Source organism: Psychrobacter sp. 78a-MNA-CIBAN-0178 (genome assembly GCF_040309625.1).
Taxonomy (GTDB): domain Bacteria; phylum Pseudomonadota; class Gammaproteobacteria; order Pseudomonadales; family Moraxellaceae; genus Psychrobacter; species Psychrobacter okhotskensis.
The window spans coordinates 54,211-71,164 of record NZ_JBEOOZ010000014.1; the positions used below are offsets into that span (position 1 = coordinate 54,211).

Here is a 16,954-nt window from a genome sequence, read left to right on the forward strand (position 1 = left end):
TCATTAAAATCAGACGCCTGTCTGCTTTATCAATAATTGTAACGCTTCGCTCACCATCAGCATAGCCACAACCGATGTCACTACGACCGCTGAACCGTAACCGCCACAGTGTAAACCGCCCGTTTGACAGCTTTTATCGACGCGTGGTGGTTCTGTGGAATAAACGCATTTGATTCCAAATTTTTCTTTTAAAGCACTGTTAATGCCTTTTTCATGACGCAGCTTATTGCGGAGCTTGGCGAGTAATGGATCTTGATAGCTATCACGCAAGTCACTCACCGTAATTTTGCTTGGGTCTATCTTACCACCCGCACCGCCTGCGCAAACCAATTTTAGTTTATTAAAACGGCAATGCAGGGCAATAGCAAGTTTGGCATTCATATCATCGACACAATCTAGCACGGCAATAGGATGACCTTGAGCAATGGCAGCCTTGGCTTCGTCACGGCTCGGCAGCAGTGCAGTGACATTATCAGTGGTGAGAAAATCATCAATTAAATTGACCGTGACCTTGGGGTTAATCTCAGCAATGCGCTGCGCCATCGCTGCAATTTTGCTTTGACCAAAGGTGCTGTCCAGCGCTGGCAATTGCCGATTGACATTAGAAGCCACCAATACGTCTAAATCAATCAACGTAATAGTACCAACCGCAGTACGAGCCAGCGCTTCAGCTGCCCAAGAGCCAACACCTCCGATACCAATCACATACACATGCGCTGCCGCAAAGGTGTCAACGGCTGAGCCACCGTAGAGAGTTTTCGTCCCTTGGAAACGTCGCTCGTATTGCTCACTTGCACTACCACTGTCGTCATGAGCGACAGAATGCTCAACGGCATTAGGCTCTACAAACGACTGGTCAAATAATTTTGCTTCACTCATAACAGATTAAACGCTCTTTTGAGGGGGTATATAATCAACGATAACTTATGTTGCTCTTATTTTATTCTGTACTATTTTACTTTTGGCAATATCATTTTACTTTGAACAACAGCAGTTTTTATGACTGCATAGGATACGACCATTGCGTGCGCAAGGCATCGCAACTGTTTTGCCATAGTTGCTCAGCAAGACGAGCTGGTGGCACATCAAGTAACTCACTGAGACTGAGCAGCACCCATGGCAAATTGGCAGGAACATTCCTATTATGAGCGGGCGCATCACCCCATTCATTATCAGGACTTTGTCCAAGCGCTGACTGATTATTGGTTGACGGATTGCTATCTGAGTGCTGGCACATGATGGGAGTCATATCCGGACAATCCGTCTCAATCACCAAACATTCAAGACCATAAGTATCAACTGCTGCTTGAATCGCCCGACGCAGTTTTTTGGCATTCGGATTGGTGACTTGTCCAGTGACCCCGAGCTTAAAGCCGAGTTTTACAAAGGCCTTTGCCTCTTGCTCACCACCACTAAAACTGTGAGCGACACCGCCCAACTTGTGCGCATCATAATCGTGCGCTTTTAATATCGCTAAGGCTTCAGCATGGGCTTTACGAATATGCAGCATGACGGGTAGCTGATGCGCCACTGCCATATCCAGTTGCGCCTTAAAAAACTGCTCTTGTTTGGCCAGCATATGCGGCTGCTTCATCTCGTCGGTAAAAGTATCCAAACCAATCTCACCGATTGCCAATGGGCACTGCTCAGTCAGCATCTTTGCCATACTCTGTAGATGAGCTTCTGTATGCTGCGTGATATAAAAAGGGTGTAGACCTAGAGCGATATGAGCCTCAGGAGACGAGTGGTTTTGATTGCCAGCCTCCGTTGCAACTGCTGGCGTCGCAATTGCCTGACTGTTCTCATTGACCTGAACTTGCTCGTTAATCAGGCGTTTAATATCATACAGACGTTCAAAATGCTCATATAAATAACCCACCAGCATAAGGTGGCGCACGCCTTGCTCACAGGCTTTTTCTACTTGTACCGCTCTATCGCTATCAAATACTGGCGCGTCAAAATGTGTATGCGTGTCAATCAGTGGCAAAGCAGCAGACGAACAATGAGGAGCGATATACGGTGAATCAAGAGCAGTCATTAACAAATTCCAAATTTTATTATTATTAGTGATTTTTTAACGAAAATATTTATTATAAAATAAATAGTGAGAGCAGTTAATCTTTAGCATTTGAATTGTTATTCGTCTTATTCTTAGTGTCGTTCTGTAGGCTACTGTCTGCTCGTTGACTACTACGTCGCGGTATCAATAATAAAGCGGTAGCAACAGCGCCCAACATAAGCCATCTTTTTTTGTTTATACGCTGTGCCATTACTACTCCCCTTTACTATTTACTTATTTGCTAAATTGCCTTTGAATACTTTGTACTAAGGTATATTTAAGTTTCCTAGTATACTGGGATATCGTAGTGGCTGTGTTTATCTGTGTTATGAATACGCAAGCTAATGTACGGTGTCATGTTTTTGATGACACCGTACGAAAGGATAATATGCGTGAGTTAGCGTTTAATGCTTGAGAGGATAAGTCGTGATACCGCTGTTAGGACTCTCTACTTTAGTAAATCCTTGCGAGGTAGCTTTTGGCGTTTGATCGCGCTTAGGTACGAGCGGATTCAGTGGCATCAGCTCGTAATCTGCACTGACATCCCCATTCCAGCCTTCCGTACCACTCAATGGCAATTGCTTAATCGTTCCATTCTTGTCGATGACCAGCTGTAAGACGCGCATTTGGTTATATTTACGCTCGGTCACACTCGCCACTGCACCGCCATCGCGTAGAATAGTCGGCTGTAGGAAGATGATTAAGTTGCTTTTTTGCGTGTTGTCATTGTCCGAGCGAAACAGGCGACCGATAACCGGCACATTGCCCAAGCCCGGCACTTTTTGTTGACGTGTGGTGGTGTTATCCCGCATCAAACCGCCCAGAGCGATGGTCTGTTGGTCGTCTGCTAAAATAGTGGTATTAATAAGGCTCTTATTGGTAATCAAACCACTGGCATTTCCCGTGCTACCGGGCACGACTGAAGACACTTCCTGCGACACCTCTAAACGCACCGTGCCATTGTCACCAATGTGTGGAATGACGTTCAGATTAATACCAATATCTTGGCGGTCGATAGTCTGAAATGGATTGGTTGAGGAGTTGCCACTGGTGGTGTAAGAGCCGGTAACAAAGGGCACGTTTTGACCGACTAAAATACTGGCTTTTTCATTGTCTAGTGTCAAAATCGATGGCATAGACAGCAGATTAGCACTGGTAGACGAATCAAGCGCTTGCAAGATAGCGCCATAAAACTGGGTATTGCCTTGACTGTCCTTACTGCTATCGCCAATTCCAATCAACGCACCAGCAATTGAGCCTGCAGCCGCGCTAATACTAGCAGCACCGCCCCCTGACAAAGCAGCTGCCGCAAGCGACGCTGCACTAGCACCAACGTTATTAAAGTTGACAACCCCGTAGCCACTGTTGGCGTTACCGAGTGCCCACTGCACCCCCAGTTGGGTGGCATCATCGCCCGATACTTCGACGATAGCAGCTTGAATGAGCACCTGCGCGCGGCGACTGTCTAGCTGATTGACGGCATCTTCTATCTCAAACATCAGCTCGGGCGCTGCATTCACGATGACCGCATTTTGGGTTTCGTCAGCGATGATACTGAAAGGTCGACCACCAACCCCAGTACCACCTGTACTCGTGCCACCAGTGCTAGCACTCGAGGTAGAGGCTGCTGCATTATTACCAATGCTGCTGTTGCCAAGAATATCATTGGCGCTATTATTTAATGATGAGCCGGTGCTACTTGCATCATTCAAAGATGCCGACTCTAACGTTGAGGTCGCGCCAGCGCTATTGATGGATTGATTGGCCAGTAAGCCACGCAGCATATCTGCAATATGACCAGCGCTGGCATACTTCAATCGAAAGACGCGCAAACCACTCAGACGTCTGGTAGGCGTGGTATCCAGCTGATTGACCATTTCTTGGACCTTGGCAATCATCTCAGGACTGCCTTTGACCAGCAGCCGATCACTAGACGTATCAGCAATGACTTTGAGCTGATTATTGCCGCCTTGTGCTTGCCCACTACCGGCACTCGCCACCAAAGCACTGATCAACTCCATCATACGCTCGGCATCGACATGACGTAGCGGTATGACTTGCAAGCTGTCATTAACGTTGCTGTCCAAATCGCGGATGAGCGCGGTTAATTGGTTTAAGCTATCCGCGCGATCCGACAATACCAAGGCATTAACACCCGGCACAGCAGCAGCATGGGCCGACTGCGGCATGAGCGGTCGTATGACTCCCAGCACCTCTGCCGCTTGAGTATTGGTTAAATAGATGACGCGCGTTGCTAGCGCCTCACCGACGCTATCACCACGTAAATCGACGGCGACTCCAGACTGCTTGGCGACATTATCCGGTACCAGTTTAACCGTCGTTCCAGAATCAATCGCGGCGATACCATTGACTTGCATCACGCTCAAAAACAGCTGATAAATCTCATCACGGGATAAGGCTTTATTGGAGATGACCGTCACATTGCCATTGATACGTGGATCAAGCACAAAGTTTTGATCGGTGATGGTCGCCACTTCATTAATAAAGGCTTTGATATCGGCATCTTGTAAGTTGACTTTCCAGCTCTCAGCATTAACGAGACCTGTACTGGCTGCCCATAGCGGCACGGCTAAGCAAAGAGGACGACATAGGCGCATCAAGCGCTGTAAGGTATAGTGCAAAGGCGTAACTGAAAATTTATGAGAACTTACCATATTGATAATTACCTACAGTGATGTCGCTTAGTATGTACTGAATTTAGTATGACTGAGTATTGTCGGCTGGTGCGTTGCTAGCATAGCCCCAACCAGATAGTTATTAATTACTTAAAGCCGTTTTAATGACGAACGGTTTACTTAAAATCATTTGTCTAAAATTGCTGGCGAATCGTAATCACTTGATCGCCGCGCTTTACCTCTATTTGTGCTTCGCCCGCTTGCTGGACTTGTTGTAGGATACCAGCATCTTGGCTCGGGTTATTACCCACACTTTGACCATTGACCGTCAGCACCTGATCACCCGGCTCCAGTCCTAGGCGGTTGCGTAGTTTTGAGGGCATCGCCGCTGTCACCTGATAGTTTTCGCCTGAGGCCATAACGCCCATCCTGCTCAGATAACTGGCTGGGTTTTCTTGTAGTGCCGTGATGGCTTCATCAATAGCGGATTGCGGGCTACTCTCAGGAGTCGTCTCTGCTGTGGATTCAGTATTATCTGGTGCTGAGATTGAGGCGCTCGGCAAGGCATTAGTGTTTGGCAAACGCTGATTGCTGACGGCGCCTGCTAGCATATCGCTTTGGTCGAGTGGCATGGACTCTACCATTCTAATGACGGTTTGCTGATCACTGGCATCAGCAATGATGACGGCATTCCAATCGACGGCGATCAGAGTATAGTCACTGTCCTTTAGACTGTCACCAATGCGATAGTTTTTGACCTCACCATTGACATCTAACAAGGCTGACGACATGCTCTCTGGTATCGCGAGCAGAACCCCTTTCAAGCCAATATTAGGGGGTGGCTGTACCGCCGCCGCGATAGGAGCGGGATCGGCAAAAATAGCAAACAAACCACTGTAATCATCGCCGGATGTATTCGCGCTTTGTAAAGGAGTCAGCGGCAATGCTGGTGCCAAAGGCGCAGCTAGCAACAACCACAATAGCCGTGCCGCCGTCCAGCACAGCCAAGCAATCGCCAATAATAACAGCCAACCAGCGCAGCGATTCAGAATATTAATAATAGGTTTTAAATTAGCGGTAACAGTAGACATTTAGCGCGTCCCCAAACCAGCTAACAAGGGCTGGCGCACACTGACGACAGGGGTATCTTGCGGAGCTTGTCCTTTATACTCAGGCATATTCTCCAACAAACGCTGGGTCAAGCTGACGTCTAGCATATTATCGCCATCGACATACAGATCCCCTAAACGCTTATCTTGATTGTTCAACAAATTAACGTGCAGCAGGTTTTTATCATTTTTTTGTTCCGTACTCAGCTCGGCACGCATCGCTGGCATGGTGATATAAAAAACCTTACCGCCACTAGGATAGCCCACTTCACCGCCGACCCACGTCAACTGACCATCCGCCTCACTGAAACCATGGGACTTTTTATTAGAGTCATTATCCGAGCCAGTCTGGCGTTTTAGAGACACCGCATTGACTTGAATCGGCGTCTTGGGCAGCTGCCAATCGACCACACTGGTCAAGGTTTCCGCTGCAATCTTACCGCTCATATCATCAATCTGCCATGAGCTGGTACCCAGTTTTATTTGACCGTTCAATCTGGTCTGCTCTGTCGTGATATCGACGTCCGCACTCAACTTACCCAAGAATAGTTGCCAAGGCTGCCACGACCAATTCGCCGCACCAGTCAACGGCGTCGCTGACAACGGCAATTGCCAAATCGCTGAGCCTTGCCATAAGTTGCCCGACACGTGCTGCACATAAGGGCTATTGGGTGCATATTTTTCAAGTAGCCACGACGCAGGCATTTGCAATAAGGCAAATAGCGCAAATAATATAAACCCAAATAGCCACCACAACTTACGGGGACGCTTATGAGACGACGCAGAGACTTGGGCCACGGTTACATAACTCTTATATAAGGTAAAAACGTCATTATCATAACAAACAATAGCATACAGATGACAGAAAAAAAGCCAGTATCTTTTTACCAAATTACTGGCAACAAAGATACTGGCTTCTGTCTACTGATGTGCTGTTAGCTCAATCGCTATAACGACATCATAAAAACAGCGTAGAAGACATATTGCTATATAGTTAAATCCACTAAAAATCAGGTATGTCATCAGGCTCGTTCAGTCTACTGGTAGCACTGTTACTTGCCTTTCTTGCACCTAATGCGTGTCATCAATTAGCACATGGATACATTTAGTGGTCTTAAAATGGCTAAATAGCAAAATCTTCAAGCTTACGACCTGCTGCTAGCGCGTCAACCAACCACGTCGGCTTACGACCACGGCCCGTCCAAGTCTCTTCATTATTATCGGTGTTGCGATATTTGATGCTACGTTTTTTCTCTAACGTTTCACCAGCTTTTAAAATCTCTTCGATAGTGCTATTACTCTCTTCAGCGATTTTTTCAAACTGCATATAAGCATCATATAAACGCTGATGTTGCTTTTTGGCAATCAACTGCTGGGCATTTTCGGTGATGGCACGTAGCTCATCTACGTTTAAGCTGTCTAAATCAATGGTGGTATTCTTATTCATAATAAACTCAACTTTAAGATAAGGGATATAAACTTAATAAATATAATTTTATCTACTAAGCACTAAAGATTGCTAATTTATAAATAAGTAATGATACGAAACTTAATAGTCAATTCCGTTTCTTACTTATTAAAACAGTATTAGCCGTGGCATTAATGAGTACAGACAATATAAACAAAAACAGTAGTTATAACAATAGTAAATTAATCGTCTCTATAATAAGAAATAATTAATAACAAACTTAAGTCAATGATGTATCTTCTATAGCATTAGACAGAAGATCGATAATAATCCTATTGTGTGCCAAAACTTGCTAAAGAAAAATCTCGTAAACAGTACCCTGACAACACTAATAAATAAAAACCTCTTGGAGGCTATAGTTGATTCAATTTAAAAGTAGTACAAGGCAACCGAGTGTAGATGTATATTTAATACTTCAAACGAGGTTAACGCAGTAATACTTTTATAATGGAATGACTATATATAAAATTAACCCTTGAATGTTTATCATTTCATACTGCTCATTATTTTGATGTTAACGAGAAAATACCAAAACTGCCTAGGTGCGTCCTGCGCTAAGCTCACTCATCAAATCACGAGCGGATTCGGCACTTAATAAGTACGGATTGAAATCAATCGTCGTAGAGTATTTTAGATAAATTGCGGCATTGGCTTCGGTTGGAGAGGCATAGTTCATTGACCACTTAGCCCATTCTCGATGCTTCAGCTCGCGTGTTTCAATGACCTGTAAATCGTGATGACGCTGATCAGCAATAAGACCATATAATAAACGATTGATCTGCGCTCTCGGCCCTTCGACCGTTTGTAAAAAATAGTCTTTATTAAATGTCAGCATCCCCGTGATGCCATTGGCAGCGTTATTCGCTTGAGCTTGCTGCAAAATCTCATTAAAGTCTTTCGCCGATACGTCTGGGTTTGCACGGCTGGCGTAGGTCATGCTCATTAAGATGTGTACATCTGAATTTGGTGAGGTCATATCTGTTCTCTTAGGCGGTGTAATGGGGACGTAGCACTTTTATATTAGCGCTTTTATAAACGTCAATTAGCCAATAGCAAACCATGATTTCTTTTTAGCAGAAGCGTCTATTTCTTCTTGCTCTTGGAGCTCTGACAAGGTATCAATCAACATCATGATTTGGTTGGTACTCATAAGGTAGGGATTAAATTGAGTGCCCGTCGAAAACTTAAGCGCCAGCCCTTTATTCTCATCACTTGGTATAAGATATTTCATTGACCATTTATTCCAGCGACGCTGCTCGACTTCGCGGCATTCGATAATCTGTAAGGCAGCATGTCGCTCGTCTTTTACAAGCTTGCGTAGTAGCTCGTTGATGACAGGTCTTGCCCCTTCAATGCTTTGAAGAAAGTAATTGTGATTGAAGACCAATGCGCCCGTAATGCCATTACGCTCATTATTCTGCTGCGCCTGCGCTAGGATACGCGTGACTTCCCCATTAGGGTTGTCGTTGTTATAACGACTAATATAAGTCAAACGCAAGATAATATGCTCACCATGCAACATGTTTAACGTGTTTTTTTCTGACAGCTCAGCGACTTCCATAAGGCACTCCGATAAGTTATTGGTACTTTTTTACAGGCGACAGCCAAATGCAGCGCTGCGATAAAAGGGGTAAATTTAAGATTTAATTTTTTTGGCAAACTCGCCCACACCGCGTGATAGGCTGCCACTGGTAGAGCGCTGAATCTTCTGTGTGAGAGCCAATAATTGCGAGGCATCAGTACACTGCTCCAGATTTAGCAGGTAACCCCACGCATCCTCAGGCGCTGCATTTTTTTCGATATAAGTCGCTAGTTCCGACTTTAAGGTTTCAAAATCCACATCAGCGGCTTTGCGCTTAAAGTAGCTAGCAAACGGTACGGTTTTGTCTGACTTATCATTAAAGGTCGCGTCAAACTCAGCGGCATTATCACTCTGCGATGGCATTGGTTCAGGCTGCAATGCTTTGTTGTCTTCATTAGCCAGCGTTGGGGGCGGTGCTATAGGCGGCATCGTAGGTGGCGATGCCGCTACTTGTGGCTCAGCGGATTGAGGCGGCGCATAAGATTGGCTAGAAGCGCTGGCGTTATCCCCTACTATCAGCTCGATACACTGGAATTCTTGCAGCAGCTCAAACAACGGTGCTATCCCACCAAACTCAGCGAACATCTTACTGTTATCAAGCGAATCTAAATAATGTTGATAGGTTTTTTTGCCATCAATCATGATCAGCAATGTTCTCGCTTCTCGCGGCAACACGCCCAAACTTTGCGTCTTAATTTCTTCTCGACCCAAATCACTTTTTCGAAACACATCACTACTATTCATCTGATAAACCTAACGCTGATACTTAAGCAAACACGATAATAATACAGTGCCACCTAAATAAGACTTGATACTTTGGGCTATAAATCTGCCCTACCTTGAGCTTTTGAATATTTCTTACAAACTATTTATTTTTTTAAAGTATCTAAATATTAATCTTTACTGGATTATTCATGTTTTTGATTATATCAACACATTTAATAAAGCGTTAGCATTAGTGAAATTCAATAGAACGAACGGTTGATATAAGATATAAATGGTCATTTGAATAAATTTCATATAAAAATTCATCAGAATAATAGTGTACAACTCTATTTTTATGCGTTGCTGATGTTGCAATTATAAGAAATAAAAAGAATATATCTTGCAAACAAAAATTAGGTCTTTATATTTCTGCGGTATTTAACATTCATATTCTGTCTCTATATAACGATCACAATAGCGACAAAGCCATCATTAAATAACTTAAACAATGGCTTGTGCCATTTTTTTTATTATTTTATTTTTCCCATAAAAAAACCCCGCTAATAGCGAGGTTTTAAAATATATTACTGACTAATAAGTCTTAGGTATCTCTTATCATCGTTAAAATGGTTATATATACCTATTAATAAATCAATAACCCTAGAACATACGTTTTATACAGTCTTTTATTAAATCAAAGCCTAAAGTGTAAAGTAAACTGTAAATAATATCAATTTTATAGCTCTAAACTTTACACTTTTCTTAATTTATCAATTAATTTAGCTAGCCCATTTTTCGTCATTAATAGCCAAGTGCTGTAGTAAATCAAAAACCTGAGTCACCTTGTTCTCGAAGATTTCTTTATCGTAGGAATCAGGAAGGTCTTCATCTAGAACCTCTTCAATGAACGAACGAACCTTTGCTTTAGTATGAGAGTCTCTCCACCAGTCCTGCACTAATACTTTGGGTGATGCATCTATTAGAGACTTAATAAGGTCTTTAGCCGCAAGCTTAACTGCCTGCTCCTCTTTCTTCGTCAGTTTATCTTTAGCCAACAAATCAAATATTTCCAACTCATCTTCTGTCAAGCCTTCACGGACATGCCGATGATCTTCCTCTTTTAAGTCTTGAGCAAACTTTTGCAACTCTTCAAAGAACTCTTCCGTTTGTGTTGCTCCAGCATTATATCGGTCAATTATATTACGATAACGCTCTGCAAAATTTACTCGTCCTTGATTGGTTTTAAGCATCTGTTTGATTTTTTTCTCAATAAACTTCTTCATGTCTGCTATGGCGATATGTTTATGTTCAGTTTGCTTAAATTCGGCTCTCAACTGCTCGAAATCTACATTAGCGAGATTCCAACTAGCGCTTTTAGTGATTTGGTACTCGCTTACTGGTTCTGCTACTGAGCTAGTATTGTTACCATCTACTACAACACTACGATCTAGTAAGCTTGAAACCTGAACGGCTTGCTCATCCAAATCATCTTGATCAATCTTATTGGCAATAAACGTGTGTAAGAACTGCATAACACTGACAATAGGTCTTGGTTGACTAAGAATCGTAGGCTTAGCCGCTTCATACAGACCAGCAACTACATTGAAATGCACATTGTACGTTTTACGTATGAGATCTTGCGATAGCATAATATCCGCATAATCAGCAAACAAAGCGTTTTGCTTGAAAACTTCTTGAGCTTCAATGATTTTCGTCAAATCTACTTCATGAGACAGACAGAATGTAAGTGTTTCCACTATCGCTTCATCTAATAGGTTAATTAATACTGACTTGTCTTGTACAGGGTCTGTTCCATCTCCTGAATCCGTGCCTTGACCATAATCTTTTAGCGCAGACTTAAGGTTTCTGAATACATTGTAGTAATCAATAATCTCACCATTAGTTTTTTCTACCAATTGCCCGCTATCATTTCTAGTCTTAAAAGAGGTTACACGGTTCGCTCTTGCGATGGTTTGCATCAGCGTATGACCCTTCATAGGCTTATCAATGTACAGCGTTGAGACAGTGGGAGCATCAAAGCCTGTTAGCCACATAGCACACACAAAAACCAATTGTAATGGATGCTCAGCGTCCTTAAAGTCATCTTCTATATCTCGACTATTGGGTTGCTGCTGCGTCAGTCTATTGATATGCTTTTGGATTTCCAGTCCCTGCTTTTCAAACCGCTCTTTTTCAGAGGCAGGACTGCTTATAACGACTGCCATTTCGATACTTTGCATATACTTAAGACGATTTTTAAGACGGACTCTTTCCAAATCGTTTTGAGTTTGATTGATTCGGCCTTGTAGCTTACGTTGCTCTTTTTTCCATAACTCCGTCACCTTGTCATACATGCGAACCGTAGTGAACTGATCAACAGATATCACCATGCCTTTACCACGATACCCACGTCGAGGGAAATGGTAAACGATGTCGGCTGCTATAGTATCCAAGCGGTCATCACGCTTGATGACCTCAAGCTCTTTTGAAAAGTTGTTTTCTAATTTCTCTCGCTGTGCATCAGACAGATCTTCGTCTTCTAAGATCTCCGCTAACTCTTCATTCAATGCCTCATTCTGTAATAGCACCTCTGGAACACGTTTTTCGTAAAACAAAGGTAATGTTGCATGGTCTTCAATAGCTTGCTGAAAGGTATATTCGGACACATACTCACCAAACCACTGCTTAGTCTTTTTTTGCTTGAGAATTGGTGTGCCTGTAAAGGCTAGGAAATGTGCACCTTTAAGTCCTGAGCGCATGTTGTCAGCGAGCGTATCGTATTGGGTACGATGCGCTTCATCTACGATAACGATGACTTCTCTTTCATCCTTATCATAGAGTAATGGGTACTTCTCACCCTTCTCATAACGGAACTTCTGAATGAGTGTAAAAACGATTTTCAGATTCTGACCTAGCATTTCACGCATCTGATGACTATTCTTCGGTTTGGCAATCTCCGTTTCTTTTACCGCCTCCGTCGCCAAGAAGTTTTTGGATATCTGCTTGTCTAAATCATCTCTGTCAGTGATGACGACAAAACTAAAGTTGCCTGCACATTTACGAAATACTTTACGGATAAAGAACACCATAGCAAAGCTCTTACCTGAACCTTGCGTATGCCAAAATACGCCCAAACGCCCCTGCAATTGATCTCTAATTAGGAAGTTCTCAAAAGCATGCTTAACGCCTAAGAACTGATGGTTCTGGGCGACAATTTTTACTTTTTCGTTTTGGTATAGAATAAAGTTTTCGATGTAGTCTAATAGCCGTTCAGGCCTAAACAGCCCTGCAAGCAAGTACTCGATGCTATTACCATGAGTTTCAATCTGCTGCTTATCTACTTTTTCTTTCTCGTTATCCACCCTTAGCCAAGGATAGAAGTTTTCCCAATCTGCGGTAAAGCTCCCTATCTTAGTATCTGAGGCATTAGATAGGATGCAAAAGGCATTATATAAAAATAGCTGTGGGATATCGTTTTTGTAGTTGGTCAAGTTATCCGTCAAAGCGTTTTGTAGCTTGACGTTAGAGTTTTTTAGCTCAAAGAAAACAATCGGCAAGCCGTTGATATAGAGCAATATATCAGGACGACGGTACTTTCTGATGGGTTCAAGACCAGTCGTCTTAATGGTTAGCTGTGTTACTAATAAAAACTCATTATTAGTAGGGGTATCGAAGTCTATGAGACGTAAAGGTATATTTTCGCGCTTAACACCATTAGCATCTTCATAAGTGACGTTAATTCCATCACGAATATAGCTATATATCTGCTTGTTGGCTTTCAGAGTAGACATCGATACACGCCGACTCATGATGTCCTTCACTGCTGATAGAATGGTGGCCTCAGGCACGTTAGGGTTCAGCTGCATGCATTTAGCAACTAAGCGCTCTTTGAATACGACGTCACGCTTATCTGTACGCTTTGAGCCATCGTTGAGATCTTCAGGGTCGATAGTAGTGCAATCGATATGCTGATAGGAATAGCGCTGCTGCAAAAACTTAATACAGGCTTTTTCAATTTTATCTTCACTGATGAAATTATATGTCACTTTTGCCATACTTCTAGTCCTATGAATATTTTTTATTTTTCTTCAGCTTCATCACTTGTTTGCATAGATGGTGGGTATTGAATATCTAGATCATCAACAGATAGCTCACCCGATACTAAACGCGGTAATAAAGCAGCTTTCATTCCCTCGAGTAATTTGATTTGCTGTAAGAAAATAAATATCTGGTCTATTCTTGGCATGCATATTTCATTGAAACTTTCTAGAATATCTCTAGGAGGTAGGCGCAACTCAGTTTTCTTCAAGAAATCCCAATCTGCTCTAGGCATTTTAGTACCTTTTGATGATACGTTGGCTAAGTCTATAAAAGCATCGCTAAATATAGTAAAAAGCAAATAAATTAAGTGAATATTGTCTTTAGGTCTGATTACCAAAATATCAGTTGAACAAACACCATCAAAATTTGCTATACAAACTTTATGCAGATAAGGCCTTATTTTCCCAAATAATATATCAAACTTCTGAAAAGCCAGTTTATTACTGCTAACAGAATCAGTGGTTGACGATTTATATAGGCTTATACTTTTTCTACTTAGATGTTCTAACCCAAGATATGTCTGTTTGCTATCTAAATCTTCTAACTTTACTGACTTTCTAATCTCCTTACATAGATCTTCAACTGTAACTAAATCCCAACTACTAGGTAATTCTGGTTTAAGCTCAATCATTTTCCGTTTAGGCGAACGGACAAACCATTCTTTGTACAACTCTTCAATAGTTCTTTCTAAAATCCCTATGCGTAGTTTGTTAGCTTCTATCAAATTATCATATGTATGTAAAATAGCTGCTATTTTCTCCTGAATCCGTAAATCAGGAGCAATGATAGGTAAATTCCCAATCATTTCTAGGCTCAAAAAACCTTGAGCAGAACCACTCTTCATTATATCTACAGTAGACTGGAATATATGAGAACTCATGTATAAGTATAAATATTTAGGTAATATTTTTTTCTTAGACCTTAGAATAGCTACGCTACTTGAAATTCCAAACCTATCTTCCGGCTTAACTAAGTATGGTGTTCCGATAGTTCCAATAATACCAAACACAATGTCTTGGCTTATAGGGTTTAGCAGTGACTTCTTATCTATAAAATATCTTTCATAATCTGACTCAGATATATAATCAACGTTAGTTAAATCCAAACCATCAGGCTTAAAGTTTTTGGAGGTAAAGTACGGTACACCTGAATCTTGCCTCTCTATTGAAGTATGGATGCCATCTCCGATTACACAAAGCTCTCTCAACTTTTGGAAATTAATTCCCATAACCTTTCACCTCTAAGATTTTACTTATATTCTCATTAAGAACACTTTCCAACTGTTGAGCTTGCTTATTTAAAGACATAAACTCTTCATTCATTTCATGAATATAGTCAATAAAATCTTCTTCAGTACGACCGTCTTCTTCGATCACCACACCAACATAACGCCCTGTATTAAGTGAATAACCCTGCTCCTCAATATCTTTAAGATTAGCAAGCTTACATAGTCCCGTTATATCTTCATAGCGAGCTTCAGGAAAACGTTGTTGTAACCAATCTATATGATTGAAATAATATTCAGCACGTTTTCTATCATTACGTATAATTGCTAGTAAATCTTTTATAGCCTTTATTTCAGCAGTTATAGCTGTTAGTGCTCTCAAATCAGTGTCTTTTTCTTTGATCAGCTTTTTGTCATTAGTTTCCTTTGCATCAGCAAGCCCTTTACGGGCTTGAGCGACCTGCTCTTTATTGTCTTTTTCCTTTTCCCTGATACCTTTATCTAGTTGCTTATTATTATCTTGCAGTGCTTTGAAGAAAGGCTTGAACTCCTGTAAAAGGCTTATCTGGTCAGTATTTAGGTCATCAATATCTTCATTTGCGATCTGACTTATATCCTGAGCCTCCAAATAGGCTTGATACTTACTTTGCAAAGGGGAAAGTGCATGCCAATTGTCATTTAGCGTATTAACAATTGTTTTCAGTGCTTTATCACCCGCTACCACTGCTTTGAGCTGCTCAATAGCAGGTTCGATGTCAGATACCGTTTCTGTCAGTATCTGCATACCAAGACCGAAGTAGCTGTCTATTAAACTGACATACTCGCGACGACGACCTTTATGTAACTTACCAATCATCGCAATATTTTGGATTTGCTCATCAGTAAAGTCACGATGAGTTCGATCAATTTGTCTAAATATATTACGCGCATCAATAAACAATATATTGTCATCGGTTTTGTTTTTATCAAAAAACCATAGCGTTGCTGGTAGGGTCACGGTATAGAACATATTTGATGGTAGCGTCAGCATGCCATATATAATATTATCCTCGATGATCTGCTTACGAATATCCTCTTCTGCATTGCGAGCATCAGAGGCAGAGTTTGGCATCACTAGCGCAGCACGACCACTATTTCGTGCCTCAGCTTCTGCTTGGTTTTTTAGAGATGTGGCAAATAAACTGATCCAAAGGTAGTTCGCATTCGTTACTGTTTCATCTTTACCATCTGTTTTTTTATTCTTAGTCTTTTTTCGAGGTAAGCCATAAGTATTAAAACGCTTATCGTCTTCAACAGTAGCAACCGATACGTCATCGACGTTAAACGGTGGATTCGCCATGATAAAATCAAAGTTCTCATAACTATCGAAAGGGTCTTCTGAATAGCTGTTGGCCTGTCTAATCTCTCCTCTAAGGCCATTGACGAATAAGTTCATCTTAGCGAGCTTGACCGTATCACGGGTCTTCTCTTGACCATATACGCTCAAATCTATCGTACTGTCTTTTTCTTCTAGCTCGCCATGCGCTTTAAGCTGCTCATTACGATCCTCAACGAAATGTAGTGACTGAACGAACATACCGCCTGAGCCGCAAGCAGGGTCATATACCGTCCCATGATAGGGCTCGATGACCTCTACCATCAGTTTAACAACAGAGGTAGGCGTAAAGAATTCACCACCTTTCTGACCTTCTGAGAGCGCAAACTTCCCCAAGAAATACTCGTAAATGCGTCCAAAGACATCACCACTGGCATCAGTTGGGATATTAGAAAAGCTTCTTAAAAGACCTTTTAAAGCTTTCTTGCCTTCTTCTAAGCGACTAAACGCGGCATACTCATCTTTAGGTAGTACATCGACGAACTTATCATCCTTTTTGAAGTCCTCTATAGACTGCATAGCATTTGAAATTTCAGTTGACAAATCTGCTGACTCTGGTAGCTCTAACAGGTACTTGTAGCGTGCTTTAGGTGGCAAATAGAAGCCGCAGTGCTTTAGGGAGTTTCCTAAAAACTGTGTAACTGCTTATAATCCCATAACAGGAGAATAAGCAATGACCAAGCAAACTGACATT

The 16,954-nt window shown here is 42.0% G+C and carries 13 protein-coding genes; all 13 read right to left on the minus strand.

Going from position 1 to position 16,954, the window contains the following annotated elements:
* Positions 1 to 9: 9 nt before the first annotated feature.
* Entirely contained in the window at positions 10 to 879 is an 870-nt protein-coding gene (locus tag AAEY80_RS09355) for a tRNA threonylcarbamoyladenosine dehydratase (protein WP_101212473.1), read from the minus strand.
* A 118-nt stretch (positions 880 to 997) separates the two neighbouring features.
* The gene (locus tag AAEY80_RS09360) at positions 998 to 2,038 is read right to left on the minus strand and encodes a TatD family hydrolase (protein WP_350588233.1); all 1,041 of its coding nucleotides are present in this window, start codon (positions 2,036 to 2,038) and stop codon (positions 998 to 1,000) included.
* 76 nt (positions 2,039 to 2,114) lie between these two features.
* The gene (locus tag AAEY80_RS09365) at positions 2,115 to 2,270 is read right to left on the minus strand and encodes a hypothetical protein (protein ID WP_201566190.1); all 156 of its coding nucleotides are present in this window, start codon (positions 2,268 to 2,270) and stop codon (positions 2,115 to 2,117) included.
* Between the two features lie 193 nt (positions 2,271 to 2,463).
* Positions 2,464 to 4,734, minus strand: a complete 2,271-nt coding sequence (gene gspD / locus AAEY80_RS09370) for a type II secretion system secretin GspD (RefSeq protein ID WP_350588234.1) — start codon at positions 4,732 to 4,734, stop codon at positions 2,464 to 2,466.
* 155 nt (positions 4,735 to 4,889) lie between these two features.
* On the minus strand, positions 4,890 to 5,786 hold the full coding sequence (locus tag AAEY80_RS09375) for a type II secretion system protein N (RefSeq protein ID WP_201566191.1): 897 nt from the start codon (positions 5,784 to 5,786) through the stop codon (positions 4,890 to 4,892).
* A complete protein-coding gene (gene gspN, locus AAEY80_RS09380; RefSeq protein WP_201566192.1) occupies positions 5,787 to 6,602 on the minus strand; it encodes a type II secretion system protein N in 816 nt (271 codons plus the stop codon).
* A gap of 325 nt (positions 6,603 to 6,927) precedes the next feature.
* A complete protein-coding gene (locus AAEY80_RS09385; protein WP_025650789.1) occupies positions 6,928 to 7,251 on the minus strand; it encodes an H-NS histone family protein in 324 nt (107 codons plus the stop codon).
* A gap of 559 nt (positions 7,252 to 7,810) precedes the next feature.
* Positions 7,811 to 8,248: a BLUF domain-containing protein gene (locus tag AAEY80_RS09390; RefSeq protein WP_201566193.1), complete on the minus strand. Its 438-nt coding sequence runs from the start codon at positions 8,246 to 8,248 to the stop codon at positions 7,811 to 7,813.
* 66 nt (positions 8,249 to 8,314) lie between these two features.
* Positions 8,315 to 8,833 carry a BLUF domain-containing protein gene (locus AAEY80_RS09395; RefSeq protein ID WP_173238869.1) on the minus strand — a complete coding sequence of 173 codons (519 nt, stop codon included), beginning with the start codon at positions 8,831 to 8,833 and terminating at the stop codon, positions 8,315 to 8,317.
* Between the two features lie 75 nt (positions 8,834 to 8,908).
* A complete protein-coding gene (locus AAEY80_RS09400; protein ID WP_025650792.1) occupies positions 8,909 to 9,598 on the minus strand; it encodes a hypothetical protein in 690 nt (229 codons plus the stop codon).
* Positions 9,599 to 10,338: 740 nt separating this feature from the next.
* On the minus strand, positions 10,339 to 13,614 hold the full coding sequence (locus tag AAEY80_RS09405) for a type I restriction endonuclease subunit R (protein WP_025650622.1): 3,276 nt from the start codon (positions 13,612 to 13,614) through the stop codon (positions 10,339 to 10,341).
* Positions 13,615 to 13,637: 23 nt separating this feature from the next.
* Positions 13,638 to 14,888: a restriction endonuclease subunit S gene (locus AAEY80_RS09410; protein ID WP_025650621.1), complete on the minus strand. Its 1,251-nt coding sequence runs from the start codon at positions 14,886 to 14,888 to the stop codon at positions 13,638 to 13,640.
* A complete protein-coding gene (locus tag AAEY80_RS09415; protein ID WP_025650620.1) occupies positions 14,878 to 16,857 on the minus strand; it encodes an HsdM family class I SAM-dependent methyltransferase in 1,980 nt (659 codons plus the stop codon). Before AAEY80_RS09415 ends, AAEY80_RS09410 begins: the two co-directional genes overlap by 11 nt.
* Between the last annotated feature and the right edge of the window lie 97 nt (positions 16,858 to 16,954).

Excerpts from the sequence above, each read along its gene's own strand:
- AAEY80_RS09390 (WP_201566193.1), bottom strand. The coding sequence starts at position 8,248 with ATGACCTCACCAAATTCAGATGTACACATCTTAATGAGCATGACCTAC.
- gspD (WP_350588234.1), bottom strand. The coding sequence starts at position 4,734 with ATGGTAAGTTCTCATAAATTTTCAGTTACGCCTTTGCACTATACCTTA.
- AAEY80_RS09405 (WP_025650622.1), bottom strand. The coding sequence starts at position 13,614 with ATGGCAAAAGTGACATATAATTTCATCAGTGAAGATAAAATTGAAAAA.
- AAEY80_RS09395 (WP_173238869.1), bottom strand. The coding sequence starts at position 8,833 with ATGGAAGTCGCTGAGCTGTCAGAAAAAAACACGTTAAACATGTTGCAT.
- AAEY80_RS09410 (WP_025650621.1), bottom strand. The coding sequence starts at position 14,888 with ATGGGAATTAATTTCCAAAAGTTGAGAGAGCTTTGTGTAATCGGAGAT.
- AAEY80_RS09355 (WP_101212473.1), bottom strand. The coding sequence starts at position 879 with ATGAGTGAAGCAAAATTATTTGACCAGTCGTTTGTAGAGCCTAATGCC.
- AAEY80_RS09360 (WP_350588233.1), bottom strand. The coding sequence starts at position 2,038 with ATGACTGCTCTTGATTCACCGTATATCGCTCCTCATTGTTCGTCTGCT.
- AAEY80_RS09400 (WP_025650792.1), bottom strand. The coding sequence starts at position 9,598 with ATGAATAGTAGTGATGTGTTTCGAAAAAGTGATTTGGGTCGAGAAGAA.
- AAEY80_RS09375 (WP_201566191.1), bottom strand. The coding sequence starts at position 5,786 with ATGTCTACTGTTACCGCTAATTTAAAACCTATTATTAATATTCTGAAT.
- AAEY80_RS09365 (WP_201566190.1), bottom strand. The coding sequence starts at position 2,270 with ATGGCACAGCGTATAAACAAAAAAAGATGGCTTATGTTGGGCGCTGTT.
- AAEY80_RS09385 (WP_025650789.1), bottom strand. The coding sequence starts at position 7,251 with ATGAATAAGAATACCACCATTGATTTAGACAGCTTAAACGTAGATGAG.